The following is a 20,539-nucleotide window of genomic DNA, read 5'->3' as shown; positions in this document are numbered from 1 at the left end:
CTTCGGGGCTTCGGGTACCGCAGGGCGGTTTCACAGTCTTTTGATCTTGGACCGGTGCTGGTCAATTGATACCGAGGAGGTCCGGTGGGCGGCGGAACGGCTCGTAGGCCATCTCGCGGAGGGCGGCGGCGACATGTGTGTGGCCGGAGTGTCGTCATGGCGCGAACCGCGGGCGCTCTTGCCGTCCACCGCAAGGGTGTCCGCCCCGGCCGGGTCACAGCCCAGCAGGTCGGCCAGGCCGCCGGGGCAGACCTGGTTGATGATCCGGCGGATCGTCGCCGTACTCGGCGCGAGACGGACGCCGAATACCGAGACGGTGCGGGCACCGAGTCGGGCGAGGGCGGCCTGTGGGGCACTTCGCGCCCACTGCCCGATCGCCGCGAAGGACCGGGCACCAGCCACCACGGCCGAGCATGCCACCAGCAGCACGCTCACGAATGGGTGACGCTTCCCCCGCCGGCATCGCGGATCCACCAGCGTCCCGAGCCGAGTCGGCAAGCCGACGAGTCTGCGGTGCTGACGCGAAGGCGACTTGTTCAGACAGACACCGGCAGACTGACGGTACATTGAAGCACCGGTTGGGCAGGGTGACTTGGGAAGGTCACCCCTTCACCTGGAGCTTCTTTGCGTGCGTGGCGGGTCACCGACACACCGTCGTCCTGAAGGTGTCCCGCCGCGTGGTGCAGGCCGTGAGTGTCTCTGCGGGGGCCCGGTACAGCACACGCTGGCGTAGCGGCCCTTCGGGCACGCTCGGATCCTCGAAGTCGTCGGCCGGGTCCCGGTTCATGCCGATCCGGCGCATCACCGCCCGGGAACGAAGGTTGTTGACGGTCGTCGACGCAACCACCTCCGCCGGCCCGAGGGCCTCGAAGCCGAAGGCAAGGCATGCCAGGGCGGCCTCGGTGGCGTAACCGTGCCCCCACCCCGAACGCATCAACCGCCATCCGATGTCCACCCCCGCGAACGGCATGTCCTCGTCCACCTCGTCCAAGCCGACGCGGCCGATGAACTCACCGGTCTCCCTTATTTCCAGCGCCCACCACCCAAATCCTCGGTGGTCGAACTCACCCGGCGCGATGCCATCGTCGTGCTGCCGTGACCTGCACAGATTCGTGAGCACCAGGACGTTGAAACCGCCCTGTCGGGTACCGGCCCACGGGCAGCGGTGCGGCGCTGGGGACGACGGCCTTCTTCTCCCGCTCGGCGTACGGGGTGTGGCGGCACCTGCGGATGAACTCAGGCTCGATCCGGCGGAACCGACATCGCTCACCAATTCGACAAGATCAGCGTTCGAACCCGTGCAAGAAAGGGAGAACAAATGCTCCCGATCCGATTCATGGGGATGGCCGGAAGATCGATCGGCGCGCCCACCCTCCAGAAATCTCTTGGAATCACCCTCGCGGCGGCACTTCCCACAGATGACCACTTCGAGCGCATCTCCATATGAGCGACTCCGCCCCGTGTGAGTTAATCCGGACCCGTCCGGCGGGGGCAACATCACATGATCGGCGTGGTGAGTCTTGATATTTTCATCGCGCTTCGCGGCGCTGAATATGCTTGTAATTCTCCACCTTCCCCTCGCCTGTTTTTGACGCGTGAATGTTGCTGCGTAATATGCGGCGACGACAAGGCTTCCCGGGCAATGGGTAGGAGCCCGGTACGCCACGGCCCCCATAGGAAGTGGCCCCCCTCGATGAAGCTGAAAATCCAAGCGGCTCAGCGCCGCACTTTTTCCGGCTGGCTGGCCTCGGCCGTCGCCGTAACGGTTGCCGCTGTCATGGTCGCGGGATTGCCGACGCAGGCCCTGGCCATCGCTACAGCCGTACCTCTGGGCACCACCGCCAGCTACTCGGTTCTGGCAGGCCAGGGAGTCACGAACACCGGCCCCACGGTGATCGACCACGACCTCGGGACGCACCCGAACCCGGCCATCACCGGCTTCCCGCCCGGCCTGGTCCTCGGCGCCGTGCACCCCGCGGACGCTGCGGCCCTCCAGGCCAAGAGCGATCTGATCATCGCGTACAACAACGCGGCGGGTCAGGCCGAGGACTTCGATCTTCCGGCGGCCATCGGCTCGGGAACGTCCGGCCCGACAGAGCTCATTCCGGGCGTCTACACGAGAGACCCGGCAGGCAGCGTCGGACTCACCGGCGACCTGGTCCTGAATGCCGGGGGGAACCCCAACGCGGTCTGGGTGTTCCAGATTCCTGCAGCCCTGACGACGGCGACCTCCAGCCGCATCCTCCTCACGAACGGCGCTTCGCCGTGCAACGTGTTCTGGCAGATCGGGAGTTCGGCGGAGCTCAACACCAACACCACCTTTGTGGGCACCATCATGGCGCTGACCTCGATCTTCCTGCGAACGGGGACGAACATCGAGGGCCGGGCCCTGGCTCGTAACGGCGAAGTGACGATGGACAACAACCGGATCTTCCTCGGCGGGTGCGCCACCGGCGGAACGACCACGGGCACCACCACCGGCACGACCACGGGCACCACCACCGGCACGACGACCGGCGCGACGACCGGAACCACCGGAACGCCGACCGCCGGAACGACGACCGGTACGACCGTGGGTCTGATCGGTGGCGGCCTCCTGGGCGGACCCATCGTCGACCTCGTGTCGGGCGGCACCTCGGGGAACATCGCCGGCAACACCTCCGGAAACACCGCGGGCAACACGGCCGGGAACACGACCGGCGGCAACACGACCGGTGGCAACACAACGGGCGGGACCATCACCGGGGGCAATGTCACCGGCGGGCACGGCGGTCAGCCCGGTGGCCCGGACCACGGCGGACCGGGCAATGGCGGCCCGGACCACGGCGGCCTGGAGCACCACGGGCCGGACCACGGCGGGCCGGGCAACGGGCACGAGGAGGGACCCGGTAAGCCGGACCACGGCCACGGCCACGACGGGAAGCCCGGCGACCACTTCGGCTACGGCAACAAGCCCGCGGGCCACGAGGGTCACCACGGCCACCAGGGCTAGGCGGTAGGCGGCAGGCCTCACGAAGCCCGTTCATCGGATGACGGCGCGCGGCGGAATCCTCATCGAATCCGCCGCGCGCCGTAGGTGAGAGTCGCAGAGACCTCAGGCGAACGAGACCTCAGGCGAACAGCAGACATGAGAAAGACCGGGTGGGCGGTGTCGAGCGGAATTGAATCTGCGGGCGTGAAGGAACTTCATCAGTCCGATTCCGATCCGGTCCCCCAACAGCCTCATGACGAAGCGGCCATGCCGGGCAATCGGCCCGTAGCAGCTCGCGCAGTGAAAGCAGGGCTGCGCACCGCGGTGGCCCTCTGCCTGATGATGGCTCTGGTCCACGTCGTCCTGGTGTTCCTTCATGTGGCCCCCTCCAACCCCGTATCGAAGCGGTACAGCTCGCAGGTCAACGGTTGGGTGTACCCGCTCTTCGAACAGAACTGGCGGCTCTTCGCCCCGGACCCCGACTCCTTCAACCGAAAGATCCTGGCAAGGACCGCACACACCGACTCCGAAGGTTCGGTGCAGGTGACCCCCTGGTTCGACCTGGCTGCCGTCGACCATTCCGCGGTCGACCACAATGTATTTCCGAGCCATACGTCCCAGAACCTCCTGCGCCGCGCCTGGACCTCTTATGTCGAGACACACGGAGGTAGCGACACGGCACGCTCGGAACGCGCCGTGATGCTGCAGACGTACCTACGCAACATCGCCGCGGACCGCTTCGCCGCCCACAACGACGGCGGCACTTTCGAGTTCATTCAGCTCCGGGTCGTCACACTGCCCGTCGCTGCGCCCGGCACAGCGGCCGGGAACCGCCCGCCGGCACCCACCGAGGACCGGCTCCTCCCCTGGTGGAAGGTGAACTCCCATGGGAAGTGAACAGATCCCCCAGCCCCTTTCCACGGCGGCCATGCCGCACCGGCCCGCGGCCCAGAAGACCTCGGTCGCCAGCACGGCCCACCGGTGGCTCCTCGACCGGATCGGCGATCTGTGGGCGCTTCTCACCGAACGGCCGATCTCCCTGTACGCCGCGTCGGTTCTGCGGATCGGCTACGGGCTGCTCTACCTGGTCTTCCTGCTGCGCGAGTTCCCGCACCGTGACGAGATCTGGGGCCCCGGCTCCCCCTGGACGCCGGCGCTGGCACAGCAGCTCTTCGACCAGACGGGCTGGAACAGCATCCTGCTCCTGTCCGACAGCCGCGCCTACTTCGAACTCTGCTACGTGACGGCCGTCGTCACGTCCGCGCTGTTCATGCTGGGCTGGCGGACCCGCGCCATGTCCGTCCTCTTCGCCGTCGTGGTGACCTCGTTCCACGCCAGATCGATCTTCATGACGGACGGGGGCGACAACCTGATCCTGCTGATGACCCTCTACCTCGTCCTCACCGCATGCGGTCGGCGCTGGTCCCTGGACGCACGCAGGAACCGGCTCAAGGCAGCCCGTGAGGGCGACACACCGGCGCCGGTGAGGAGCCTCGTCGCACAACAACTCCGCGACGCCCGTTCCACCTTGACCACGGTGGTGCACAACTGCGGCATCCTGGTCATCGCGGCACAGGTCTGCTTCCTCTACGGATCGGCGGGCCTGTACAAGATCCAGGGCCAGACCTGGGGCGGCGGCACCGCGCTCCACTACGCACTGAACCTCGAACTCTTCCAGCCCTGGCCCGCGCTCTCCCACCTCGTGGACGAGTACCCGATGGTGATCGCGATCGCCGGCTACGTGACGGTGCTCTTGCAGGTCGCCTTCCCGTTCGTACTCTTCGGCAGGCTCAAGTACCCCGTTCTGACCGTGCTGCTGGGCATGCACATCGGAATCGCGGTGCTCCTGGGACTGCCTCTCTTCTCCGGCGCGATGATCATTGCGGACGCCGTGTTCCTTCCCGACCGTTTCTACGCCTTCCTGCCTCGCCTGTGGCGAGGCGCAGCACGGCGCACAGGGATGCGGCGGGCGGAACCCGGCCGAGCGGCGGGATCCGCATCGGTACCGCCACAGGGCAGGCCCGGCGAACCCGGCTCGAAGCATCGAGCGACCGCGGCGGCCCCGGGGCACGAGCGCCACTGACCCGCGGCTCCGGTGAGGCCGACCACGGGAGCGGGGCCTACGCGAAACCGCCCCACACGGCGGCTCCGCTCTCCGTGGCACCGGCGGTGGCGTCGATCCGGTACGTGTCGTCCTTCGCGTCGCGTCCGCCGGAGGCATGGTCGTACTGGCCGGCGAAGACGTGCTCCCCGGACGGAACGGTCCTGCCGGGTGCGAGGGTCCACCGGTAGACGAGGAAGCCGCCGTCCCTGCGGACGGCGAGGTCGAAGTCCGCGGCGGGGCGGGTCCGCCAGCTACCGGTGTCCTTCACCCCCTCGGTGAGGGCGATGCGCAGTTCCACGACCAGCGCGGTGAGGGGCTGGTCCGTCCTGAGGGTGACGTTGCTCTGCGCCCAGTAGGCGTTGCTGTGGGGGTCGACGGAGCCGTCGGCCCACAGGGGACCGTCCTGGGTCCGGCTGCCCACGGCCGGGGGTGGCACCGCGCGGTCGGCGGCGGGCGGAGCGACGGCGGACGGGTTCCGAGGCGGGTCCGGGTCGTGCACGGCGGCGACCACCATGAGGGCGCTCGCCGTCAGGGTTCCGGCGGCGGCCAGGGTCGCGAGGACGATCTTCGGCCAGGACAGGGCGGTGCGCTCGTGGTCCTGCGGTCGGCGGGCGGCATCGGGACGGGCCATGCCGCGCTCGACCCGGGCCAGCATGCGGGCCCGGTCGGGACGGTGGGCTCGGGTGCTCTCGCGCAGCAGGCCGCGCAGTTCGTCGGTCACCGACTTCCCCTTCCCACCAGTTCGCCGGCCGCCCGGGTACCGAGCAGCCGCTGCAGTTCCGCCGTCCCCTTCGAGGTCTGGCTCTTCACCGTACCCACCGAGATCCCGAGCGCCGCCGCGGTGTCCTTCTCCGAGAGGTCGAAGGCGTACCGCAGTACCACGCAGGCGCGTTTACGGAACGGCAGCCTGTCCAGCGCGGCTCGTACGTCCATGACGGCGGCCAGGTCCGGGCCGTCGGTCCGCTCCGGGCGGTGCGACCAGAACAGCAGGACGCGCCGCCGCTCGCGCACCGTGCTCCGGATCCGGCTACGGGCGAGGTTGGCGACGATTCCGCGGGCGTAGGCAGCCGCGGAGTCGGCGCGCCGGGCCCTGTCCCAGCGGTGCCAGAGCGCGACCATCGCGTCCGCGGCGAGATCGTCGGCGGCGTCCGGCTCGCCGGTCAGCAGGTACGCCAGGCGGGACAGTTCGGCGTGGTGGCGTTCGAAGAACGCGTGGAACTCCGCGGCCGCCTCATCTTCGGTCATGGCCTCGGTACGGCCTCTCGGTGCGACGGCGGCGTTCTCGGGCAGCTGCCGGAGCGTAACAGTCCGTTCGAGTGTTCGTTCGGATGCCTCGGTTTCCCCGGGTCTGGTCCGCACGGTGACGCCCATCAGCCCGTCGGGTTCCATCCGTCGGTGCCGGCCAGGTAGGCGCGGGCGGTGTGGACTGCGGCCCGGTCCGCGCCGAGCTGGGGCCGGTTCGCTCCGGTTCCGGCGCCGGGGCCCGTGTTGGCGTACTCGGCGAACCGGGCGGACTTCCAGGAGAAGCCCCCCATGTCGGTCCACGGCCCCTCGGTCTTCACCGCCGCGGGCAGGCTCGTGTTGCGTATGACCAGCTGACCGACCGCGCTCGCGCCGGGATGCCAGGGGCGGCCGAGGTAATAGGTCCCGGGCCGGGCGGGGCTGCTGATCGTGCTGTCGGTGATGAGGATCCCGTACGGCTTGGCCGCGTCGGTGTTCGGTGCGGCGAGGTATCCGCCGAGGCCGCCGGCGGCGGCGCCCCGGTCGCGCAGGGTGATGTTGACATGGTCGTAGACGGCGGTGGCGTTGCCGAAGACGAAGTCGACGTCACCCGCGATGAAGCAGTGGCGGAAGTACTGCCGGTACTGGCCGGTGGCGGACGGGGCCCAGTTGAGCACGGTGTCCTGGTGGCCGATGAAGCGCGAGTTGAGGTACTTCTGGCGGTCGCCCAACGCGTTGACCGCCACGGCCTGCGTGTCCTTGACGTCCGGGTGGGCCGACCTCTCCCACGTGTTCTCGACCGTCACACCGGTGACCGTGATGTCGTTCGCCGCGAAGGTCGCGGTGGCGCTGCCCGCCGTTCCGTACGTGCCTCCTCCGGGCTTGGGCGTGCCGGAAGCGTTGTCGTAGGTGATGACGACGTCCTCGGCGTTGCCGGTGGCGCCCTTGAGGGTCAGTCCGCCTTTGGAGGCGGGGACGTTCACCGTTTCCCGGTAGGTGCCGCGCGCGACGAGGACGGTGTCGCCCGCGGTGGCGGCGTCGACCGCGGCCTGCACGGAACGGTGGGCCGCGGAGCCGTCGGCGGCGACCGTCAGCGTCCGGCCGCCGGCCCGACCGGACGGGGCGGGAGCGGAGGGGGCGGGAGCGGAGGGGGCGGGACCTTTGCCGCCGGTCTCCGTGAGGACTCCGGCACCCGCTTTCCCCGGCTTCCCCGACGTCCCCGCCAGCTTCGCCGGCAGTCCGGCGGCGGGTTCCAGTCCGGCGGTGAGGGTGGGCCGCCAGTCGACGGCCGTCTTGATCTTCTTCCCCGAGCCGGCGGCGTTGTGAGCGGCGACCAGGTCCACGGGGGCGCCGCCGACGAGGTTGCCGCTGCCCGCTATGGCTCCGGTGCCGTCGCCGGTGAGCAGTTGGGAGGTCTTCCGGTCGGAGGAGAGCTTCCAGTAGTTGTTCTGCGCGACGACCTGGGCGCCGACACGGGAGTTGACGCTGTAGCTGTGCGCGTAGCCCTCCGACGGCGTGGTGTCGTAGTAGTTGTCGTACAGGTGGATCCGGCCCACACGGGCGAGGGGGGCGCGCTGGACGATGCCCCGGAAGACGTTGTGGTGGAGCGTCACCCGCAGTCCGGTGTCCTTGTCACTGCTGCCGATCAGCATCGTCTTGTCGTGGTTGCTGAACGTGTTGTACCCGACGGTGACCAGGTCGGAGGCGTTGGTGATGTCGAGGGCGCCGTCATGGACCTGGTACTCGCGGCCGAAACGGACCGGGTTGGCGGCGTCCGGGTGCGGGGCGTCGGAGAAGCTGTTGTGGTCGACCCAGACATGGGTGGCGCCGCGCAGGCTGACGGCGTCGTAGGCGGAGTTCCAGTTGCCGGTGGAGCCGTCGGTCGGGTCCCACTGCGGGAAGCAGTCCCGGACGTCGGTGAGGGACAAGTTGCGGATGATCACGTTGTCGGCGTTCTTCACCACGAGGCTGCCGCCGGTGATGCCGGCTCCGGTGCCGGGCACGCCGATGACCGTGGTACGAGCCGGCACGGTGAAGACCATACGGGCTGCCTGCCGGGCCTGGGCCGCCCTGCGGGCGTCCTCCTGGTCGCCGGACGGCACCTTGGCACGGCCCCAGACGGCGGGATCGTATGACTTGAGGTAGGAGTCGAGCGAGTAGCCGGTGCCCGCGGCGTGGTCGGCGCAGCTCTGCGGCTTCCCGCTGTCGTCGGCGTCGGCGTGGATCAGGCCCTTGACGCGGATGATGCGCGGGGCTCCGGCCGGGCCCGCGCTCAGGGCTCTCACCAGCTCGGCGCGGGTGGAGACGGTGAAGACGTGAGCCGCGTCCGCGGCCCGGCCGCCGGTGGTGCCCGAGCCGCTCGCGGCCCAGCCGTCCCGGGCGGGCAGCACGCCGTGCGCGAGGTCGGCGGGTGCCACGGCATCGGCCCTCACGACCAGCGGAACGGCGCCGAGACCGGCGGCGACCAGGGTGGCGGCTCCGGCCAGGGCGAGCCTTCGACGTCCGGTGGGGCGACGGTGGGGGGAAGCGGACATGGGCGGCGGCTCCTTGGGGTGGGGTGCGCTGTTCACCCCTCAGTTGCCGCCGGAGCCAGAAAGGTTGCCGGGCAACCGCCGAGAACCTTCTCCGCGGCGTTGCCCGTTCGGGTCGCACCTTCCGAACGGGCACCTCCTGCGGCACCTCCGTCGTCAGGGACCGCCGGTGGCCGGTCGGTGTGTCGTGGCCGTGCCGACGTCGGGGTGGATGGTGAAGACCCGGTCGAGCCCGACGATGCGCAGGATGCGGATCGTGTTGTCGGGGACGGCTGCCAGGGCGATGTCCGCCCGGGCGGCGACGGCGTGGTTGCGAGCGACGATGAGGGCGGTGATGCCGCTGGAGTCGCAGAAACGTATGCCGGAGAGGTCCAGCACGAGGCACTGTTCCGGCTCCAGGCTGAGGGCTGTCACCGCTTGTCGAAGGCGGGGGGCCTGGTCGTAGTCGAGGTCGCCGGCGATTTCCAGGACGGGGCCGGTGGCGGCGTCTCGGGCGGTGACGTCAGGGTGCTCATGTCAGATCCGGGGATGGCCGCGTGGACGTAGCCGCCGACCTCACGGGGCGCGATCACGTCCTGGGCGCATTCCAGTACCAGCGTCGGTACGTCCACCGACTTCAGGTCGGCACGGCTGTCGGAGAGGAACGTGGTGCGGGCGAAGACGCGGGCGATCGCCGGATCGGTGGCGCAGAAACTGTTGGTCAGCTCCTCCCCCAGTTCGGGACGTTCGGGGTTGGCCATGATCACCGGCGCCATGGTGGCCGACCAGCCGAGGTGGTTCGACTCGAGCGACTCCAGCAATTCGTCTATGTCTTCGACACTGAAGCCGCCGCGGTAGGTGTCGTCGTCGATGTAGCACGGGGAGGGGTCGACCATGACCAGGGAGGAGAACCGCTCGGGGGCGGTGGCCGCCGCGCGTACCCCGATCATCGCGCTGACCGAATGCCCGACGAAGGCCACGTCCCGCAGGTCGAGAGCTCGCACACCTCGACCACGTCGCGGGCGTATCCGTCCAGCGACCCGTAGCGTTCGGCGCTCCAAGCGGATGGGTCGGAGCCGCCCGATCCGACGTAGTCGAACAGGAGCACCTGGAATTCCTCGGCCGGCGCCGGCGCCACCAGGCGCCACATGTTCTGATCGCAGCCGAACCCGTGCGCCGGCATCACCGCCGGGCTGCCGGGTGATCCGGTGACCTTCACGTTGTTCCTACGGAGGACATCCATGGGGTCATCCTGTCCATCGGTCTGGACGTCAGCACTGCCGACGCGATCGGGGGCGGGCCCCGCCCCTGTCCCGTCGGTCGGACGGTCAGCGGGGCGCCGAGGGCACGGTCCCGACCGCGGTGAGGCGGTTCAGCGTGCGAGGGCGAGGACGCCCAGGGCACTGCCTTGTTCGTCGACGACGGGCAAGGCGTCGATGCGGCGGTAGCGCATCGCGTGCTCGGCTTCGGCCGTCGTGGTGAGGGGCGAGGTGGACGGCCCGCGGTCGGCGAGGACGTCGCGCAGCCGGATTCGGTCCGTGTACGCGTCGCCGTCTCGGACGGCCGCGAGCTGGACCGGGGTCACCAGACCGGCGCACAGACCGTCCTCGTCACAGACCAGCAGATGTCCGGTGCGGGCACTGGCCATGACGGACAAGGCCACTTCGACCGTCATGTCGTCGCAGACCTGTGGCCAGGCGGCTTCCATGGCATCTCCCACCGCCTGGTGCGCAGGGTTGGCACGCACCGAGCGGAACTGCGTCTGGACGAGCGTCAAAAGGTGCCTCCTGCAGAGATGGGTCAGTTTCCTGATCACGTGGTTCTCAGGCCGCCGCCGCGTTGAACGCGGCCCGGCGCACGTCCAAGCGCCGGGCTGCCGAAGCGGGACCGCGTCGGCCGCGGGAGGCCGTGCCGCGCTTGGGCTTGTCGGGCGTCGGGGCGGTGATGGTGACGGGGATGCCGGAGGGGGCCTGGGCGCCGGTGATCCTGGTCAGGGCCTCTTCGCCGGAGCGGACCTGGGTGGTCTGCGGGACGATCCCGGCAGCGGCCATCAGGCGGGTCATGTCGCGGCGCTGGTTCGGGGTGACCAGCGTGACGACACTGCCGGATTCCCCGGCACGGGCGGTACGCCCACCACGGTGCAGGTAATCCTTGTGGTCGGTCGGCGGATCCACGTTGACGACCAGGTCGAGGTTGTCGACGTGGATGCCACGGGCGGCGACGTTCGTGGCGACGAGCACGCTGACGTGCCCGGTCTTGAACTGCGCCAGGGTACGCGTGCGCTGCGGCTGCGACTTCCCACCGTGCAGGGCGGCGGCCCGCACACCGCTGTTCAGCAGGTCCTGGGTCAGCCGGTCGACGGCGTGCTTGGTGTCCAGGAACATGATCACCCGGCCCTCCCGGGCCGCGATCTCCGTCGTCGTGCGGTGCTTGTCGGCGCCCTGCACGTGCAGCACGTGGTGCTCCATCGTCGTGACGGCTCCCGCGGACGGGTCCACCGAATGCACGACCGGGTCGCTCAGATAGCGGCGCACCAGCAGGTCGACGTTGCGGTCGAGGGTGGCGGAGAACAGCATCCGCTGACCCTCGGGGCGCACCTGGTCCAGCAGTGCGGTGACCTGCGGCATGAAGCCCATGTCGGCCATCTGGTCGGCCTCGTCCAGGACGGTGATCGCGACCTGGTCGAGTCGGCAGTCACCGCGGTCGATGAGGTCCTTCAGCCGGCCCGGCGTGGCGACCACGACCTCGGCGCCGCCACGCAGCGCACCCGCCTGCCGGCCGATCGGCATCCCGCCGACGACCGTGGCCAGCCGCAGCCTGACCGCACGGGCGTACGGGGTGAGGGCGTCGGTGACCTGCTGGGCGAGCTCGCGGGTCGGCACGAGGATCAGCGCGAGCGGCTGACGGGGCTCGGCACGCCGGCCGACCGTACGGGCCAGCAGCGCCAGCCCGAACGCCAAAGTCTTGCCCGAGCCGGTCCGCCCGCGACCGAGCACGTCACGGCCGGCCAGGGAGTTCGGCAGGGTCGCACCCTGGATCGGGAACGGCACCGTCACACCCTGCACGGCGAGTGCGGCCAGCAGCTCCGCGGGCATGGCCAGATCGGCGAAAGCCTCGACCGCGGGCAGCGCGGGAGTGATCGTCTCGGGCAGGGCGAACTCGCCCTGCACCGCGGCAGGCCGACGACCGTACCCACCCGAACGACTCGGGCCACCCGAACGACTCGAGCCACCCGAACGGCTCGGGGCGGGGGAACCGAAGCGGCTGCCCCGGCCTGAACCGGCGGTGGAGCCGAAAGCGGGGCCACCGGTGCGGCCGCGGGTGCGAGCGGAGCGGTTGTTCGTACGTACGGGGTTCATTCAGAACCTTCCTCGATACGGCGCGCATCAAGGAATTCCGGCAGCATGAGAACAGCGCGAGGAATCGCAAGAACGGGCCGAATTGAATGCGAAAGCGGAGCCGACCGCAGGGAGTCCGTGCGGGCGCCGCCATGAAAAGGGGTGTTGACGGACGTGAAATCCCCGAGATCGACTCGGGTGCAGGTCCGGCAGAGGTCCGCATGCCGGAGCAGCGCCTCTGGCTGGTGAGGCGTCCCGCAGGTGAACCCACTGCGGGAGATGCCTGCAGCTGGGGCCCGCACCCCGAAGGATGCGGGCCCCAGCTACGAAATGCGCGTCAGCGTCAGGCGGGAACGATGTTCTCGGCCGTCGGACCCTTCTGGCCCTGCGCGATGTCGAAGGTGACCTTCTGGCCCTCGGCCAGCTCACGGAAGCCCTGGGCGGCGATGTTCGAGAAGTGGGCGAACACGTCGGCGCCGCCACCGTCCTGCTCGATGAAGCCGAAACCCTTTGCCGCGTTGAACCACTTCACGGTGCCAGATGCCATGTCAGATCTCCTTTGGGGCAGTACAGCGGCGTCCGCACTGCACGGACACCGTGTCGCCGCGATGATGCCCCGCCGGAAAATGACCCGGAAATATGAAGCACTCCCATAGGGCCCGGAGACCGGCCGGAGGTACTTGAAGTTTTGGGAACCACGACTGCAACTGAGATCGACAATAGCATGCCGTAGCGGTCGGCGTGCGAATAGCAATTCACCGTGGTCGTCGCGCTGAAAACCCTCTCCGCATGGACGGGTAAATCCTTGCATCGCGGTGACAGATATTGACGGCTCGGGCGCGACGCTTTTTCGAGCAGAGGGGTACGAGCACCACCACGCTCCGACACGCATGGGTGCGCGGCCCACCGGGACCGGCGGGCCCGCCCGCCTCAGACCGCGGTCGGCGGGCCGGACGACGCTGCGGCGGCGCGGTACTCGGCGTTGAGGCGCTGGGCTTCCTCGAGCTGGTCCTCGAGGATGACGATGCGACAGGCGGCCTCGACGGGGGTTCCTTGATCGACGAGCTCCCGGGCTCGGGCCGCGATGCGCAGCTGGTAGCGGGAGTAGCGGCGGTGGCCGCCCTCGGAGCGGAGCGGCGTGATCAGGCGGGCCTCGCCGATGGCGCGGAGGAAGCCCGGGGTGGTGCCGAGCATCTCCGCGGCGCGACCCATGGTGTACGCGGGGTAGTCGTCGTCGTCCAGGTGGCCGCCGAGCGGGCCTGTCGGATTCTCTGCTGTCATTGCACCTCTTTCCGAAACACATGGAGGGGCCCTGATGCCGTACGGCACCAGGGCCCCGAGGGAACTTCTACACCATCTGCCGGCACCTGTTCCGAGCCGGCCTTCTGTTTCCGCGTGCCCGACCTGAACGATGTCGGGGGTGCGGGGATCGCGGTTGCTTGACCGGAGACCACCTCACTGTCGATGTCCTGCGGTACCCGGGCTCAGGACTTCCGCCCGGGCGATCCTGATGGCGTGGTTCCTCCGTTCTTCCCTCGGTGATCAACCTGCTTGCTGCGTCAACTGCGGTACTGCTCGTGGCGGCCCCTGATCACCGCGGGCCACCCGGTCCGGTCGTCAGCCCCGTCGCCCTGCTGCGACAAACCTGGCTTCGGAGCTCCACCACCGCACCGTCCTACGAACTGCGCTTACGGGCACTGCGCTCGGCAGTTCATCTCTGCCGGGCCTTGCTGTCTCTCTGGGCTACGAGAGAAACCATAACCAGGCCAGCATCCAATGTCTACTCCGGCCAACATAGATTTTCGCGTGTTCGACAGATAGGTAATCAGTCTCGAACAGCTACGGTGGTGGGCGGGAAGGCCACACCAGCCGTGGCAGCCACAGCACTGCCATCTCCCCGCCGTGAGATTCCCGGGCGCCACCGGGCCGGATGGCCGGATCTGAGACAACTTCGTCATTGCGGACACCGGGACAGGGGAACGAGGATCGGCGCATGCCCACACCCCACCGCGTCGTCATCGTCGCCTTCCCCGGCGCGGAGCTCCTGGACATCACAGGTCCCGCCGAGGTGTTCTCGGTCGCGTCCCGGGTCTCCGAGGGCGACTTCCCCGGCTACTCCGTTCAGGTCGCCACGGAGGACGGCGCTCCGGTGGCCACCTCCAGCGGCCTGCGGATCCACTCCGACCTGCGGCTGGACGAGGTGACCGGCCGCGTCGACACCCTCCTGGTGTCCGGAGCGGTCACCCATCCCGAAGGGGGCGGCGTCCAGGCCGTCGTCGATCCGGTGGTCACCGACTGGCTCCGTACGGCGGCGCCGCGGGCGGGTCGTACCGGATCCGTGTGCGCGGGCGCCCATCTGCTGGCCGCGGCCGGCCTGCTGGACGGCCGGACCGCCACCACCCACTGGCTCACGGCGGCTCAACTGGCCGCCGCGCATCCAGAGGTCGACGTGGACCCCGATCCGATCTTCATCCGCTCCGGCCCGGTGTGGACCTGCGCCGGGATCACCTCGGGGATGGACATGGCACTGGCGATGGTGGCCGAGGACCACGGCCAGGCCCTCGCGCTCGCCACCGCGCGCATGATGGTCATGTACGTCAAACGCTCCGGCGGCCAGAGCCAGTTCAGCGTGCCCCTTGCCGTCCGGGCACCCGCTGACGACCGCATCGGCGAGCTCCGCCGGTGGATCACCGAACACCCCGACGCGGACCTCTCCGCCGAGGCTCTCGCCCAGCGCCTGAGCCTCAGCACACGGCACTTCTCCCGGCTCTTCGCGCAGCGCACCGGTACCACGCCCGCCGCCTACGTCGAGTCGGCCCGGCTGGAGGCCGCGCGACGCCTCCTGGAGGAGGGCGACGCCGGTCTGCCTCAGGTGGCCGCCGCCAGCGGCCTCGGCTCCCTGCAGACCCTCCACCGATGCTTCCGACGACACCTGGGGACGACCCCCGCCGAGTACCGCCGCCGCTTCCGCTGAGATCGGCCCGTCCCTCACCGCCCACCTCACCGCCCGCCGCCCGCCGCCCCTCCCCGCGGCCGGCGGAGGCCGAGGCGTGCCCACGCCCGGCCCCTCCAGGAAAGGCCATCATGTCCGGCACGAAGATCATTCCGATTCCGGTGCTCGGCAAGCACGCGGTCAACGCCTATCTGCTGCTGGGCCGACGCCCCGTCCTCGTCGACGCCGGAACGCCGGGCAGCGGACGCCTCATCCACGACCGGATCGCCGCTCACGGAGTGGACCCCGCCGACCTCGCCCTGATCGTCATCACTCATGGCCACATCGACCACTTCGGCTCCGCAGCGGAACTGCACCGCCTGACGGGCGCACCCGTCGCCGGGCACGCCGCCGACCTCGAACCCTTCCGCACCGGCCGACCGCTGATGCCGTACCTTCCGACGGGACCCATGGGCCGCCTGATGAGCAGGAACAGGAAGCTCCACGTCACGGCGGACCCGTTCGAACCCGAGATCCTGATCAGCGGCGAGACCGACCTGTCGGACTTCGGGCTGGCGGGACGGATCATGCCCACCCCGGGCCACACCGCAGGCTCCGTCTCCGTTCTCACCGATGACGGGGACCTCGTCGCCGGTGACCTCGTGGCCAACTCCTTCATGGGTCTCATCCCCGGCAAGCCGGCCAACCCGCCCTTCCATGACGACCCGCTGGGCAACCTCACGAGCCTGCGCGCCATGCTCGACCTCGGCCCCAGCCGCCTCCACGTCGGCCACGGCACTGCGCTGGACCCCGAGCGCGTGCGCCGGTGGGCGCGGCGGGAGCAACGACGGCTGTCCCGCCTCGACTCCCGAGGACGCCTCCGAAGCCGTACGAAGAGCTGACCCGGACGGTGCTGCGGACAGCCACGGCACTCCGGGTCGCCGGGCACGGGGAGGGGGCCCGGACTCGTCGAGTCCGGGCCCCCTCGTGGCACATCAGGCGAACGGGCCGCCGAACGGGCCGACGGGACCGTAATAGAGGGCCAGCTGCTCGCGGTAACCGGGATCGCCGAGGTGCGTGTCCCGGTGGAACTCCGGGGAGTCCTTGATCTGTTCCTTGGTGCGCTCCACGTGGATCGTCCGCTGCTCCGGGTCGATCGAGATCACGGTACCGGCCGGCAGGAGCACTTCCTTGCCGAAGATCCACACCCCTGTATCGACCACCAGGTAGGCGTCACCGACCTCGTCGGAGTGCTTGTCGACCTTGCCGATGCTGCCGTCGACCGCCTCGACCTTGTAGCCGATGAGATCGCTACCGGCCAGGTGGCCCGACGTCGACTTGTAGCTCCACACATGCTCGGTCACGTGAAAACAACTCCTCCGGTGTGAATGAAAGGATCGACCAACCTCTTGGACGGCGTCTGCCCCGGCTTTCCCGTTGTGCACGTACGGATGGTTTCTCGCGGGCGTGTCGTGGTCGGGCGGCCTCCTGCGGTGGCCGTCAGCCTTCATGGCCCGGCAGGAGCTCCTTGGCCTTGGCCATGGCGAAACCCCAGCCCTGTGCCACGGTCGGCTTGCCGGGCACGGCCACTTCCTCCGGGTTGGTGAGCACGTCCAGCAGGACCGGCCCCGGCGTCTCGAAAGCCCGGCGCACGCTCTCGTGGAGCTCGGCCGGGTCGGTGACCCGGATGCCCGTCAGGCCGAGGGCCGTGGCGACCGCGGCGAAATCGGGGTTGTCGAGTTCCGTGCCGAACTCCGGTAGGCCTGCCTGTTCCTGTTCCAGCTTGACCATGCCCAGGCGGCGGTTGTCGAAGACGACGAGCTTCACCGGCAGCCCGTACGTCTTGATGGTCATGAGGTCGCCGAGCAGCATGCTCAGCCCGCCGTCCCCGCAGAGCGCGACGATCTGCCGGTCCGGCGCCCACAGCTGGGCACCGAGGGCCTGGGGCATGGCGTTGGCCATCGAGCCGAGGTTGTACGAGCCGATCAGGCGGCGGTCGCCTCGCATGGTGACGAAGCGGGAGAGCCAGACGGTGGCCATGCCGGTGTCGGAGGTGAAGACGGCGTCGGCGTCGGCGTAGGTGTCCACCGCGGCGGCCAGCGCCTCCGGGCGGATGGCGTGCTCGCGGTTGTCCAGGACGGCCCGCAGCTTCCCGGTCCAGCGGTGCTCGTGCGCGGGGTCGGCCAGCCGCTGCTGTCCCTCCTGCCAGTGGAGGAAGCGCTTGCGGGCGTCGTCGAGGTGCGCACGGTCGGGGACCGCCTTCAGCAGCGGCAGCAGGGCCCGCAGCGTGGCGCCGACGTCGCCGGCCAGGCCCACGTCCACGGGGGTGCGGCGTCCCAGGTGGTCCTCGCGGGAGTCGACCTGGATCACCTTGGCGTCCTTCGGGTACCACTCCCGGTAGGGGAAGTCGGTCCCCAGCATGAAGAGCACGTCCCCGCTGTCGAGCGCGTGGGCGGCGGCGGGGTTGCCGATGAGGCCGGTCTGGCCCACCTGGAAGGTGTTGTCGTCCTCGAAGCCCTCCTTCGCCTTCAGCGTGAGCACCATGGGCGCCGCCAGCAGCTCGGCGGTCCGCAGGACCTCGGTACGGGCCTCGCGGGCGCCTTGGCCGACGAGGAGGGTCACCCGGGCCGCGTCGTTCAGCAGCTCGGCGGCCCGGGCGAGGGCGGGGTCATCGGGCCGGGTGACGGCACGGTCCAGGGCGAACCGGGTGGGCCTGTCGTCGCTCAGCTCCTGGTCGCCCAGGTCGCCGGGGATGGTCAGGACGGCCACTCCGCCCTGGGTCACAGCGGCGCGTACGGCCGATTCGAGCAGGCGCGGCATCTGGTCCGGGGAGGTGACGGTGGCCCGGTGGACGGCGACGTCGCGGAAGAGCAGGTCGTTGTCGACCTCCTGGAAGTAGTCGCTGCCGATCTCGGCGAGGGGGACCTGGCCACAGATGGCCAGGACGGGCGTACGGCTCTTGGCGGCGTCGTAGAGACCGTTGAGCAGGTGCACGGATCCAGGTCCCACGGTGCCCATGCACACTCCGAGGGTCCCGGAGAGTTGGGACTGCGCCGAGGCGGCGAAGGCCGCGGCCTCCTCGTGCCGGCAGCCGACCCAGCTCAGGCCGACGGATGTGCGGATGGCGTCGGTCAGGGGGTTCAGGGCGTCTCCGACAACGCCGAAGACGTGCTGGACGCCGAGTTCCTCGAGTGCGTCGACGATGACGTGGGCGACGGTGCGTGCCACGGGACTGCCCTTCGTTTGCCGGTTCAGCGGGTGGAGTGGGTGCAGCGGCCGGGGTCGGCCGCCTTCCCGTCGGCTGCCCAGCTTTCGAGCGGCGAAGCGATCAGTTCCCCGGGGGCGGGCCAGACGTACGGTTCGGCGTACGAGCGGACGGTGGGCGGATCCACCAGCCGGAGCGGCATGTGGGGGGCGCGGGCCGGATGAAATCGGGGGTGAGGTCCGCCTCCCGCAGGGCCTTGCACACGGCGAGGAACCCGCGGCGCGAGCCGACGCACAGCTTGAACCCCACGGGCTTGTCACCGGCGAGCTCCCGCACGCGGGCCAGGAAGTTCATGTCGCCTCGACGGGATGCGGCGACATGAACGTTCACGCCTCTGGTGGTCCCCATCGTTCCTCCGCGACCCGGCGAAATCCTGGCGGAGCAGACACTCATGATCCGGCCCGCACGGGGAACGCGGTCGTCACCGACCGAAAGGGGCATGGACATGCTCGGCATCACCGCCGCAGTGCTGTTCTTCATCGCGTTCCTGATCAATGCCGCCACCATCAGCACCAACGAAGTGTTCAGCTCGACCAACTTCATGCTGATCGGTCTCGCGGCGCTCGCGCTCCACATCGCGGGCATCGGCCACGGGTGGGCGACCCGCGAGCGGGGCCGGGGCCGGAGGCGCTGATCCCGTGGCATCGGGGTCCGCTCTCCTACGACCCCGACCGCGGCGCGGCGGTGGCCCGGGCACACGACCGGTTCCGCCGGGCGCCCGGCGGCCGGAAGGTCGACGCGGAACTCCCCGGCCCCGGCAAGCCGGGGATGTCGGCGGCCGGGCTCACAGGTCCAGGTCGAGGAGGGCGTTCTCCACGACCTCGGTGAGCGCGGGATGGATCCAGTACGGGGACTTGGCAAGGGTCGTGGCGTCGATGCCGAGGGTTGCCGCCAGGACCAGGGACTGGATGAGGGTGGGAGCCTGCGGGCCCATGATGTGGGCGCCGAGGAGACGACCGGTGCCGGGCTCGGCGAGTACCTTGCAGAATCCGGTGGTGTCCTCCATCGCCCATCCGTAGGCGACATCTCCATAGCCGGCCGTGCCCACCAGGTAGTCCAGCCCCCTGTCACGACAGTCCTGCTCGGTGGCGCCGACCGAGGCGATCTGCGGCCGGGTGAAGACCGCCGCCGGCACCAGTTCGTGGTCGGCGGCGATCAGGTCGTCCGGGTGCCGGAGATTGTGGACCACGACCTCCGCCTCGCGGTTGGCCACGTGCTTGAGGGCCACCGGCGAGCAGATGTCCCCGAGCGCGAAGACGCCTTCCGCTGTGGTGCGCTGATGCCGGTCGACGATCACTCGGCCATCGTCGTGCGTGGCGATTCCAGCGGCTCGGAGGTTGAGCCGGTCGCTGTTCGGAAGACGGCCCACCGCGACGAGCAGCATGTCCGACTCGACCGTCGATCCGTCGTCCAGCGTCAGCCTCAACGCGCCCGGCCGGCCGCCGACGGCCGTGAGCTCCCGGCTGAGCCGGAGCTCGTAGCGGGAGCGGACCAGGTCGGTGAACCTCTCTCGAACTGTCTCGTCCTGCTCACCGAGCAGGTGCTCTTCCTTCTCGACGATGGTGACGGAGCTCCCGGTCTCGGCGAACACGTCGGCCAGTTCCGCGGCGATGTAGCCGCCGCCGAGGATCGCCAGGTGCCGGGGTGGAGCGTCGATCCGCATCACGGTGTCGGACGTCTCGTACGGCAGGCCCGCTTCCACAACGGGTCCGGGGACCACGGGCCGACCCCCCACCGCGACGACGATCTGCCCTGCGCTGATGTCGACGGCCCCGTCCACCCCCTCGATGCGCAGGGTCCTGGGTCCGGTGAACCGCGCGGTGCCCTCGTACACGGTGACCGCGTCCTGCTGCTCCCGGCCCGTACGGCCTTCGTCCCGTTCGGCGTCCAGCCGCGCGAAGATCCGGTCGCGCGCCTCGCGCCAGTGGACCGCCCGCAGGTCGGCGTCCACGTCGTACGTCCCCGCTTCCCGAACGGTGCGGGCGACGTGCGCGGTGTAGGCGAGCATCTTGCTCGGGATGCACCCGGCGTTCAGGCAGGTTCCTCCGAACCAGCGCTCCTCGACGATGGCCACGTCCAGATCGGCGAACGAGTCGTCGATCACGGCGTTGCCGGATCCCGCACCGATGACGACAAGGTCGTGATGACGCATCCGGCCGGCCAGGTGGACCTGGCCGGCAGTTCGCCTGTGAGCGTGG

19 protein-coding genes and 4 pseudogenes are annotated in these 20,539 nt (G+C 69.8%); 7 read left to right on the top strand and 16 right to left on the bottom strand.

Annotated features, from left to right (window positions below):
- Positions 1 to 30 precede the first annotated feature (30 nt).
- The gene (locus OG624_RS36095) at positions 31 to 567 is read right to left on the bottom strand and encodes a transposase family protein (RefSeq protein WP_442759687.1); all 537 of its coding nucleotides are present in this window, start codon (positions 565 to 567) and stop codon (positions 31 to 33) included.
- A 73-nt stretch (positions 568 to 640) separates the two neighbouring features.
- Positions 641 to 1,120 (bottom strand): GNAT family N-acetyltransferase, encoded by a 480-nt coding sequence (locus OG624_RS36090; RefSeq protein WP_371640377.1) that lies wholly within the window; start codon positions 1,118 to 1,120, stop codon positions 641 to 643.
- A gap of 573 nt (positions 1,121 to 1,693) precedes the next feature.
- Here OG624_RS36090 and OG624_RS36085 point away from each other — a divergent pair.
- The 3 genes from OG624_RS36085 (at position 1,694) to OG624_RS36075 (ending at position 5,054) form a co-directional block, all read left to right on the top strand.
- Positions 1,694 to 2,992, top strand: coding sequence for an ice-binding family protein (locus OG624_RS36085; protein ID WP_371640376.1), 1,299 nt, complete (start codon positions 1,694 to 1,696; stop codon positions 2,990 to 2,992).
- A gap of 135 nt (positions 2,993 to 3,127) precedes the next feature.
- A complete protein-coding gene (locus OG624_RS36080) occupies positions 3,128 to 3,868 on the top strand; it encodes a DUF5819 family protein (RefSeq protein WP_371640908.1) in 741 nt (246 codons plus the stop codon).
- The gene (locus tag OG624_RS36075; RefSeq protein ID WP_371640375.1) at positions 3,858 to 5,054 is read left to right on the top strand and encodes an HTTM domain-containing protein; all 1,197 of its coding nucleotides are present in this window, start codon (positions 3,858 to 3,860) and stop codon (positions 5,052 to 5,054) included. Before OG624_RS36080 ends, OG624_RS36075 begins: the two co-directional genes overlap by 11 nt.
- Positions 5,055 to 5,091: 37 nt before the next feature.
- Here OG624_RS36075 and OG624_RS36070 read toward each other — a convergent pair whose 3' ends face one another.
- The 10 genes and pseudogenes from OG624_RS36070 to OG624_RS36030 all read right to left on the bottom strand — a co-directional run bounded on the left by OG624_RS36070 (position 5,092) and on the right by OG624_RS36030 (position 13,425).
- The gene (locus OG624_RS36070) at positions 5,092 to 5,796 is read right to left on the bottom strand and encodes a hypothetical protein (protein ID WP_371594100.1); all 705 of its coding nucleotides are present in this window, start codon (positions 5,794 to 5,796) and stop codon (positions 5,092 to 5,094) included.
- Positions 5,793 to 6,320: a SigE family RNA polymerase sigma factor gene (locus OG624_RS36065; protein WP_033215872.1), complete on the bottom strand. Its 528-nt coding sequence runs from the start codon at positions 6,318 to 6,320 to the stop codon at positions 5,793 to 5,795. Before OG624_RS36065 ends, OG624_RS36070 begins: the two co-directional genes overlap by 4 nt.
- Before the next feature lie 125 nt (positions 6,321 to 6,445).
- Positions 6,446 to 7,378 (bottom strand): annotated as a pseudogene (locus tag OG624_RS43550) (pectinesterase family protein); the annotation flags it as partial.
- 126 nt (positions 7,379 to 7,504) lie between these two features.
- Positions 7,505 to 8,830, bottom strand: a pseudogene (locus OG624_RS43545) (pectate lyase family protein); the annotation flags it as partial.
- 153 nt (positions 8,831 to 8,983) lie between these two features.
- The gene (locus OG624_RS36055; RefSeq protein WP_349252280.1) at positions 8,984 to 9,289 is read right to left on the bottom strand and encodes an STAS domain-containing protein; all 306 of its coding nucleotides are present in this window, start codon (positions 9,287 to 9,289) and stop codon (positions 8,984 to 8,986) included.
- Positions 9,238 to 10,049 (bottom strand): annotated as a pseudogene (locus OG624_RS36050) (alpha/beta fold hydrolase). The gene OG624_RS36055 and the pseudogene OG624_RS36050 overlap by 52 nt, the downstream one beginning before the upstream one ends.
- Positions 10,050 to 10,178: 129 nt before the next feature.
- A complete protein-coding gene (locus OG624_RS36045; protein ID WP_161288793.1) occupies positions 10,179 to 10,583 on the bottom strand; it encodes a CBS domain-containing protein in 405 nt (134 codons plus the stop codon).
- A gap of 46 nt (positions 10,584 to 10,629) precedes the next feature.
- The gene (locus OG624_RS36040; RefSeq protein ID WP_371640373.1) at positions 10,630 to 12,165 is read right to left on the bottom strand and encodes a DEAD/DEAH box helicase; all 1,536 of its coding nucleotides are present in this window, start codon (positions 12,163 to 12,165) and stop codon (positions 10,630 to 10,632) included.
- A gap of 322 nt (positions 12,166 to 12,487) precedes the next feature.
- Positions 12,488 to 12,691: a cold-shock protein gene (locus tag OG624_RS36035; protein WP_030722003.1), complete on the bottom strand. Its 204-nt coding sequence runs from the start codon at positions 12,689 to 12,691 to the stop codon at positions 12,488 to 12,490.
- Positions 12,692 to 13,074: 383 nt separating this feature from the next.
- The gene (locus tag OG624_RS36030) at positions 13,075 to 13,425 is read right to left on the bottom strand and encodes a MerR family transcriptional regulator (protein WP_326749697.1); all 351 of its coding nucleotides are present in this window, start codon (positions 13,423 to 13,425) and stop codon (positions 13,075 to 13,077) included.
- Positions 13,426 to 14,137: 712 nt separating this feature from the next.
- Between OG624_RS36030 and OG624_RS36025 the strand changes: the two genes are divergently transcribed.
- Both OG624_RS36025 and OG624_RS36020 read left to right on the top strand, forming a co-directional pair.
- Positions 14,138 to 15,118 carry a GlxA family transcriptional regulator gene (locus OG624_RS36025; RefSeq protein WP_371594096.1) on the top strand — a complete coding sequence of 327 codons (981 nt, stop codon included), beginning with the start codon at positions 14,138 to 14,140 and terminating at the stop codon, positions 15,116 to 15,118.
- 110 nt (positions 15,119 to 15,228) lie between these two features.
- On the top strand, positions 15,229 to 15,978 hold the full coding sequence (locus OG624_RS36020) for an MBL fold metallo-hydrolase (protein WP_161293756.1): 750 nt from the start codon (positions 15,229 to 15,231) through the stop codon (positions 15,976 to 15,978).
- A 93-nt stretch (positions 15,979 to 16,071) separates the two neighbouring features.
- Here OG624_RS36020 and OG624_RS36015 read toward each other — a convergent pair whose 3' ends face one another.
- The 3 genes from OG624_RS36015 to OG624_RS36005 form a co-directional block, all read right to left on the bottom strand.
- Positions 16,072 to 16,440 carry a PRC-barrel domain-containing protein gene (locus tag OG624_RS36015; RefSeq protein ID WP_033226735.1) on the bottom strand — a complete coding sequence of 123 codons (369 nt, stop codon included), beginning with the start codon at positions 16,438 to 16,440 and terminating at the stop codon, positions 16,072 to 16,074.
- Between the two features lie 136 nt (positions 16,441 to 16,576).
- Positions 16,577 to 18,304, bottom strand: a complete 1,728-nt coding sequence (locus tag OG624_RS36010; RefSeq protein ID WP_161293758.1) for a thiamine pyrophosphate-dependent enzyme — start codon at positions 18,302 to 18,304, stop codon at positions 16,577 to 16,579.
- Positions 18,305 to 18,327: 23 nt separating this feature from the next.
- Positions 18,328 to 18,468: a hypothetical protein gene (locus OG624_RS36005; protein WP_352164610.1), complete on the bottom strand. Its 141-nt coding sequence runs from the start codon at positions 18,466 to 18,468 to the stop codon at positions 18,328 to 18,330.
- 318 nt (positions 18,469 to 18,786) lie between these two features.
- On the opposite strand from OG624_RS36005, the gene OG624_RS36000 reads away from it, so the two are divergent.
- Both OG624_RS36000 and OG624_RS35995 read left to right on the top strand, forming a co-directional pair.
- Positions 18,787 to 18,975 (top strand): hypothetical protein, encoded by a 189-nt coding sequence (locus OG624_RS36000; protein WP_033226770.1) that lies wholly within the window; start codon positions 18,787 to 18,789, stop codon positions 18,973 to 18,975.
- A 17-nt stretch (positions 18,976 to 18,992) separates the two neighbouring features.
- Positions 18,993 to 19,097, top strand: a pseudogene (locus OG624_RS35995) (LLM class F420-dependent oxidoreductase); the annotation flags it as partial.
- A 28-nt stretch (positions 19,098 to 19,125) separates the two neighbouring features.
- Here the strand turns inward: OG624_RS35995 and OG624_RS35990 are convergent.
- The gene (locus tag OG624_RS35990; RefSeq protein WP_371640372.1) at positions 19,126 to 20,493 is read right to left on the bottom strand and encodes a mycothione reductase; all 1,368 of its coding nucleotides are present in this window, start codon (positions 20,491 to 20,493) and stop codon (positions 19,126 to 19,128) included.
- Positions 20,494 to 20,539: the final 46 nt, after the last annotated feature.

It is taken from the genome of Streptomyces virginiae (assembly GCF_041432505.1).
GTDB lineage: Bacteria > Actinomycetota > Actinomycetes > Streptomycetales > Streptomycetaceae > Streptomyces > Streptomyces virginiae_A.
Note: the sequence above shows the minus strand (reverse complement) of the source record. Positions and strands in the feature narration are given on the sequence as shown.

Excerpts from the sequence above, each read along its gene's own strand:
- OG624_RS36085 (WP_371640376.1), top strand. The coding sequence starts at position 1,694 with ATGAAGCTGAAAATCCAAGCGGCTCAGCGCCGCACTTTTTCCGGCTGG.
- OG624_RS36030 (WP_326749697.1), bottom strand. The coding sequence starts at position 13,425 with ATGACAGCAGAGAATCCGACAGGCCCGCTCGGCGGCCACCTGGACGAC.
- OG624_RS35990 (WP_371640372.1), bottom strand. The coding sequence starts at position 20,493 with ATGCGTCATCACGACCTTGTCGTCATCGGTGCGGGATCCGGCAACGCC.
- OG624_RS36020 (WP_161293756.1), top strand. The coding sequence starts at position 15,229 with ATGTCCGGCACGAAGATCATTCCGATTCCGGTGCTCGGCAAGCACGCG.
- OG624_RS36000 (WP_033226770.1), top strand. The coding sequence starts at position 18,787 with ATGCTCGGCATCACCGCCGCAGTGCTGTTCTTCATCGCGTTCCTGATC.
- OG624_RS36035 (WP_030722003.1), bottom strand. The coding sequence starts at position 12,691 with ATGGCATCTGGCACCGTGAAGTGGTTCAACGCGGCAAAGGGTTTCGGC.
- OG624_RS36040 (WP_371640373.1), bottom strand. The coding sequence starts at position 12,165 with ATGAACCCCGTACGTACGAACAACCGCTCCGCTCGCACCCGCGGCCGC.
- OG624_RS36065 (WP_033215872.1), bottom strand. The coding sequence starts at position 6,320 with ATGACCGAAGATGAGGCGGCCGCGGAGTTCCACGCGTTCTTCGAACGC.
- OG624_RS36095 (WP_442759687.1), bottom strand. The coding sequence starts at position 567 with ATGTACCGTCAGTCTGCCGGTGTCTGTCTGAACAAGTCGCCTTCGCGT.
- OG624_RS36025 (WP_371594096.1), top strand. The coding sequence starts at position 14,138 with ATGCCCACACCCCACCGCGTCGTCATCGTCGCCTTCCCCGGCGCGGAG.
- OG624_RS36080 (WP_371640908.1), top strand. The coding sequence starts at position 3,128 with ATGAGAAAGACCGGGTGGGCGGTGTCGAGCGGAATTGAATCTGCGGGC.
- OG624_RS36075 (WP_371640375.1), top strand. The coding sequence starts at position 3,858 with ATGGGAAGTGAACAGATCCCCCAGCCCCTTTCCACGGCGGCCATGCCG.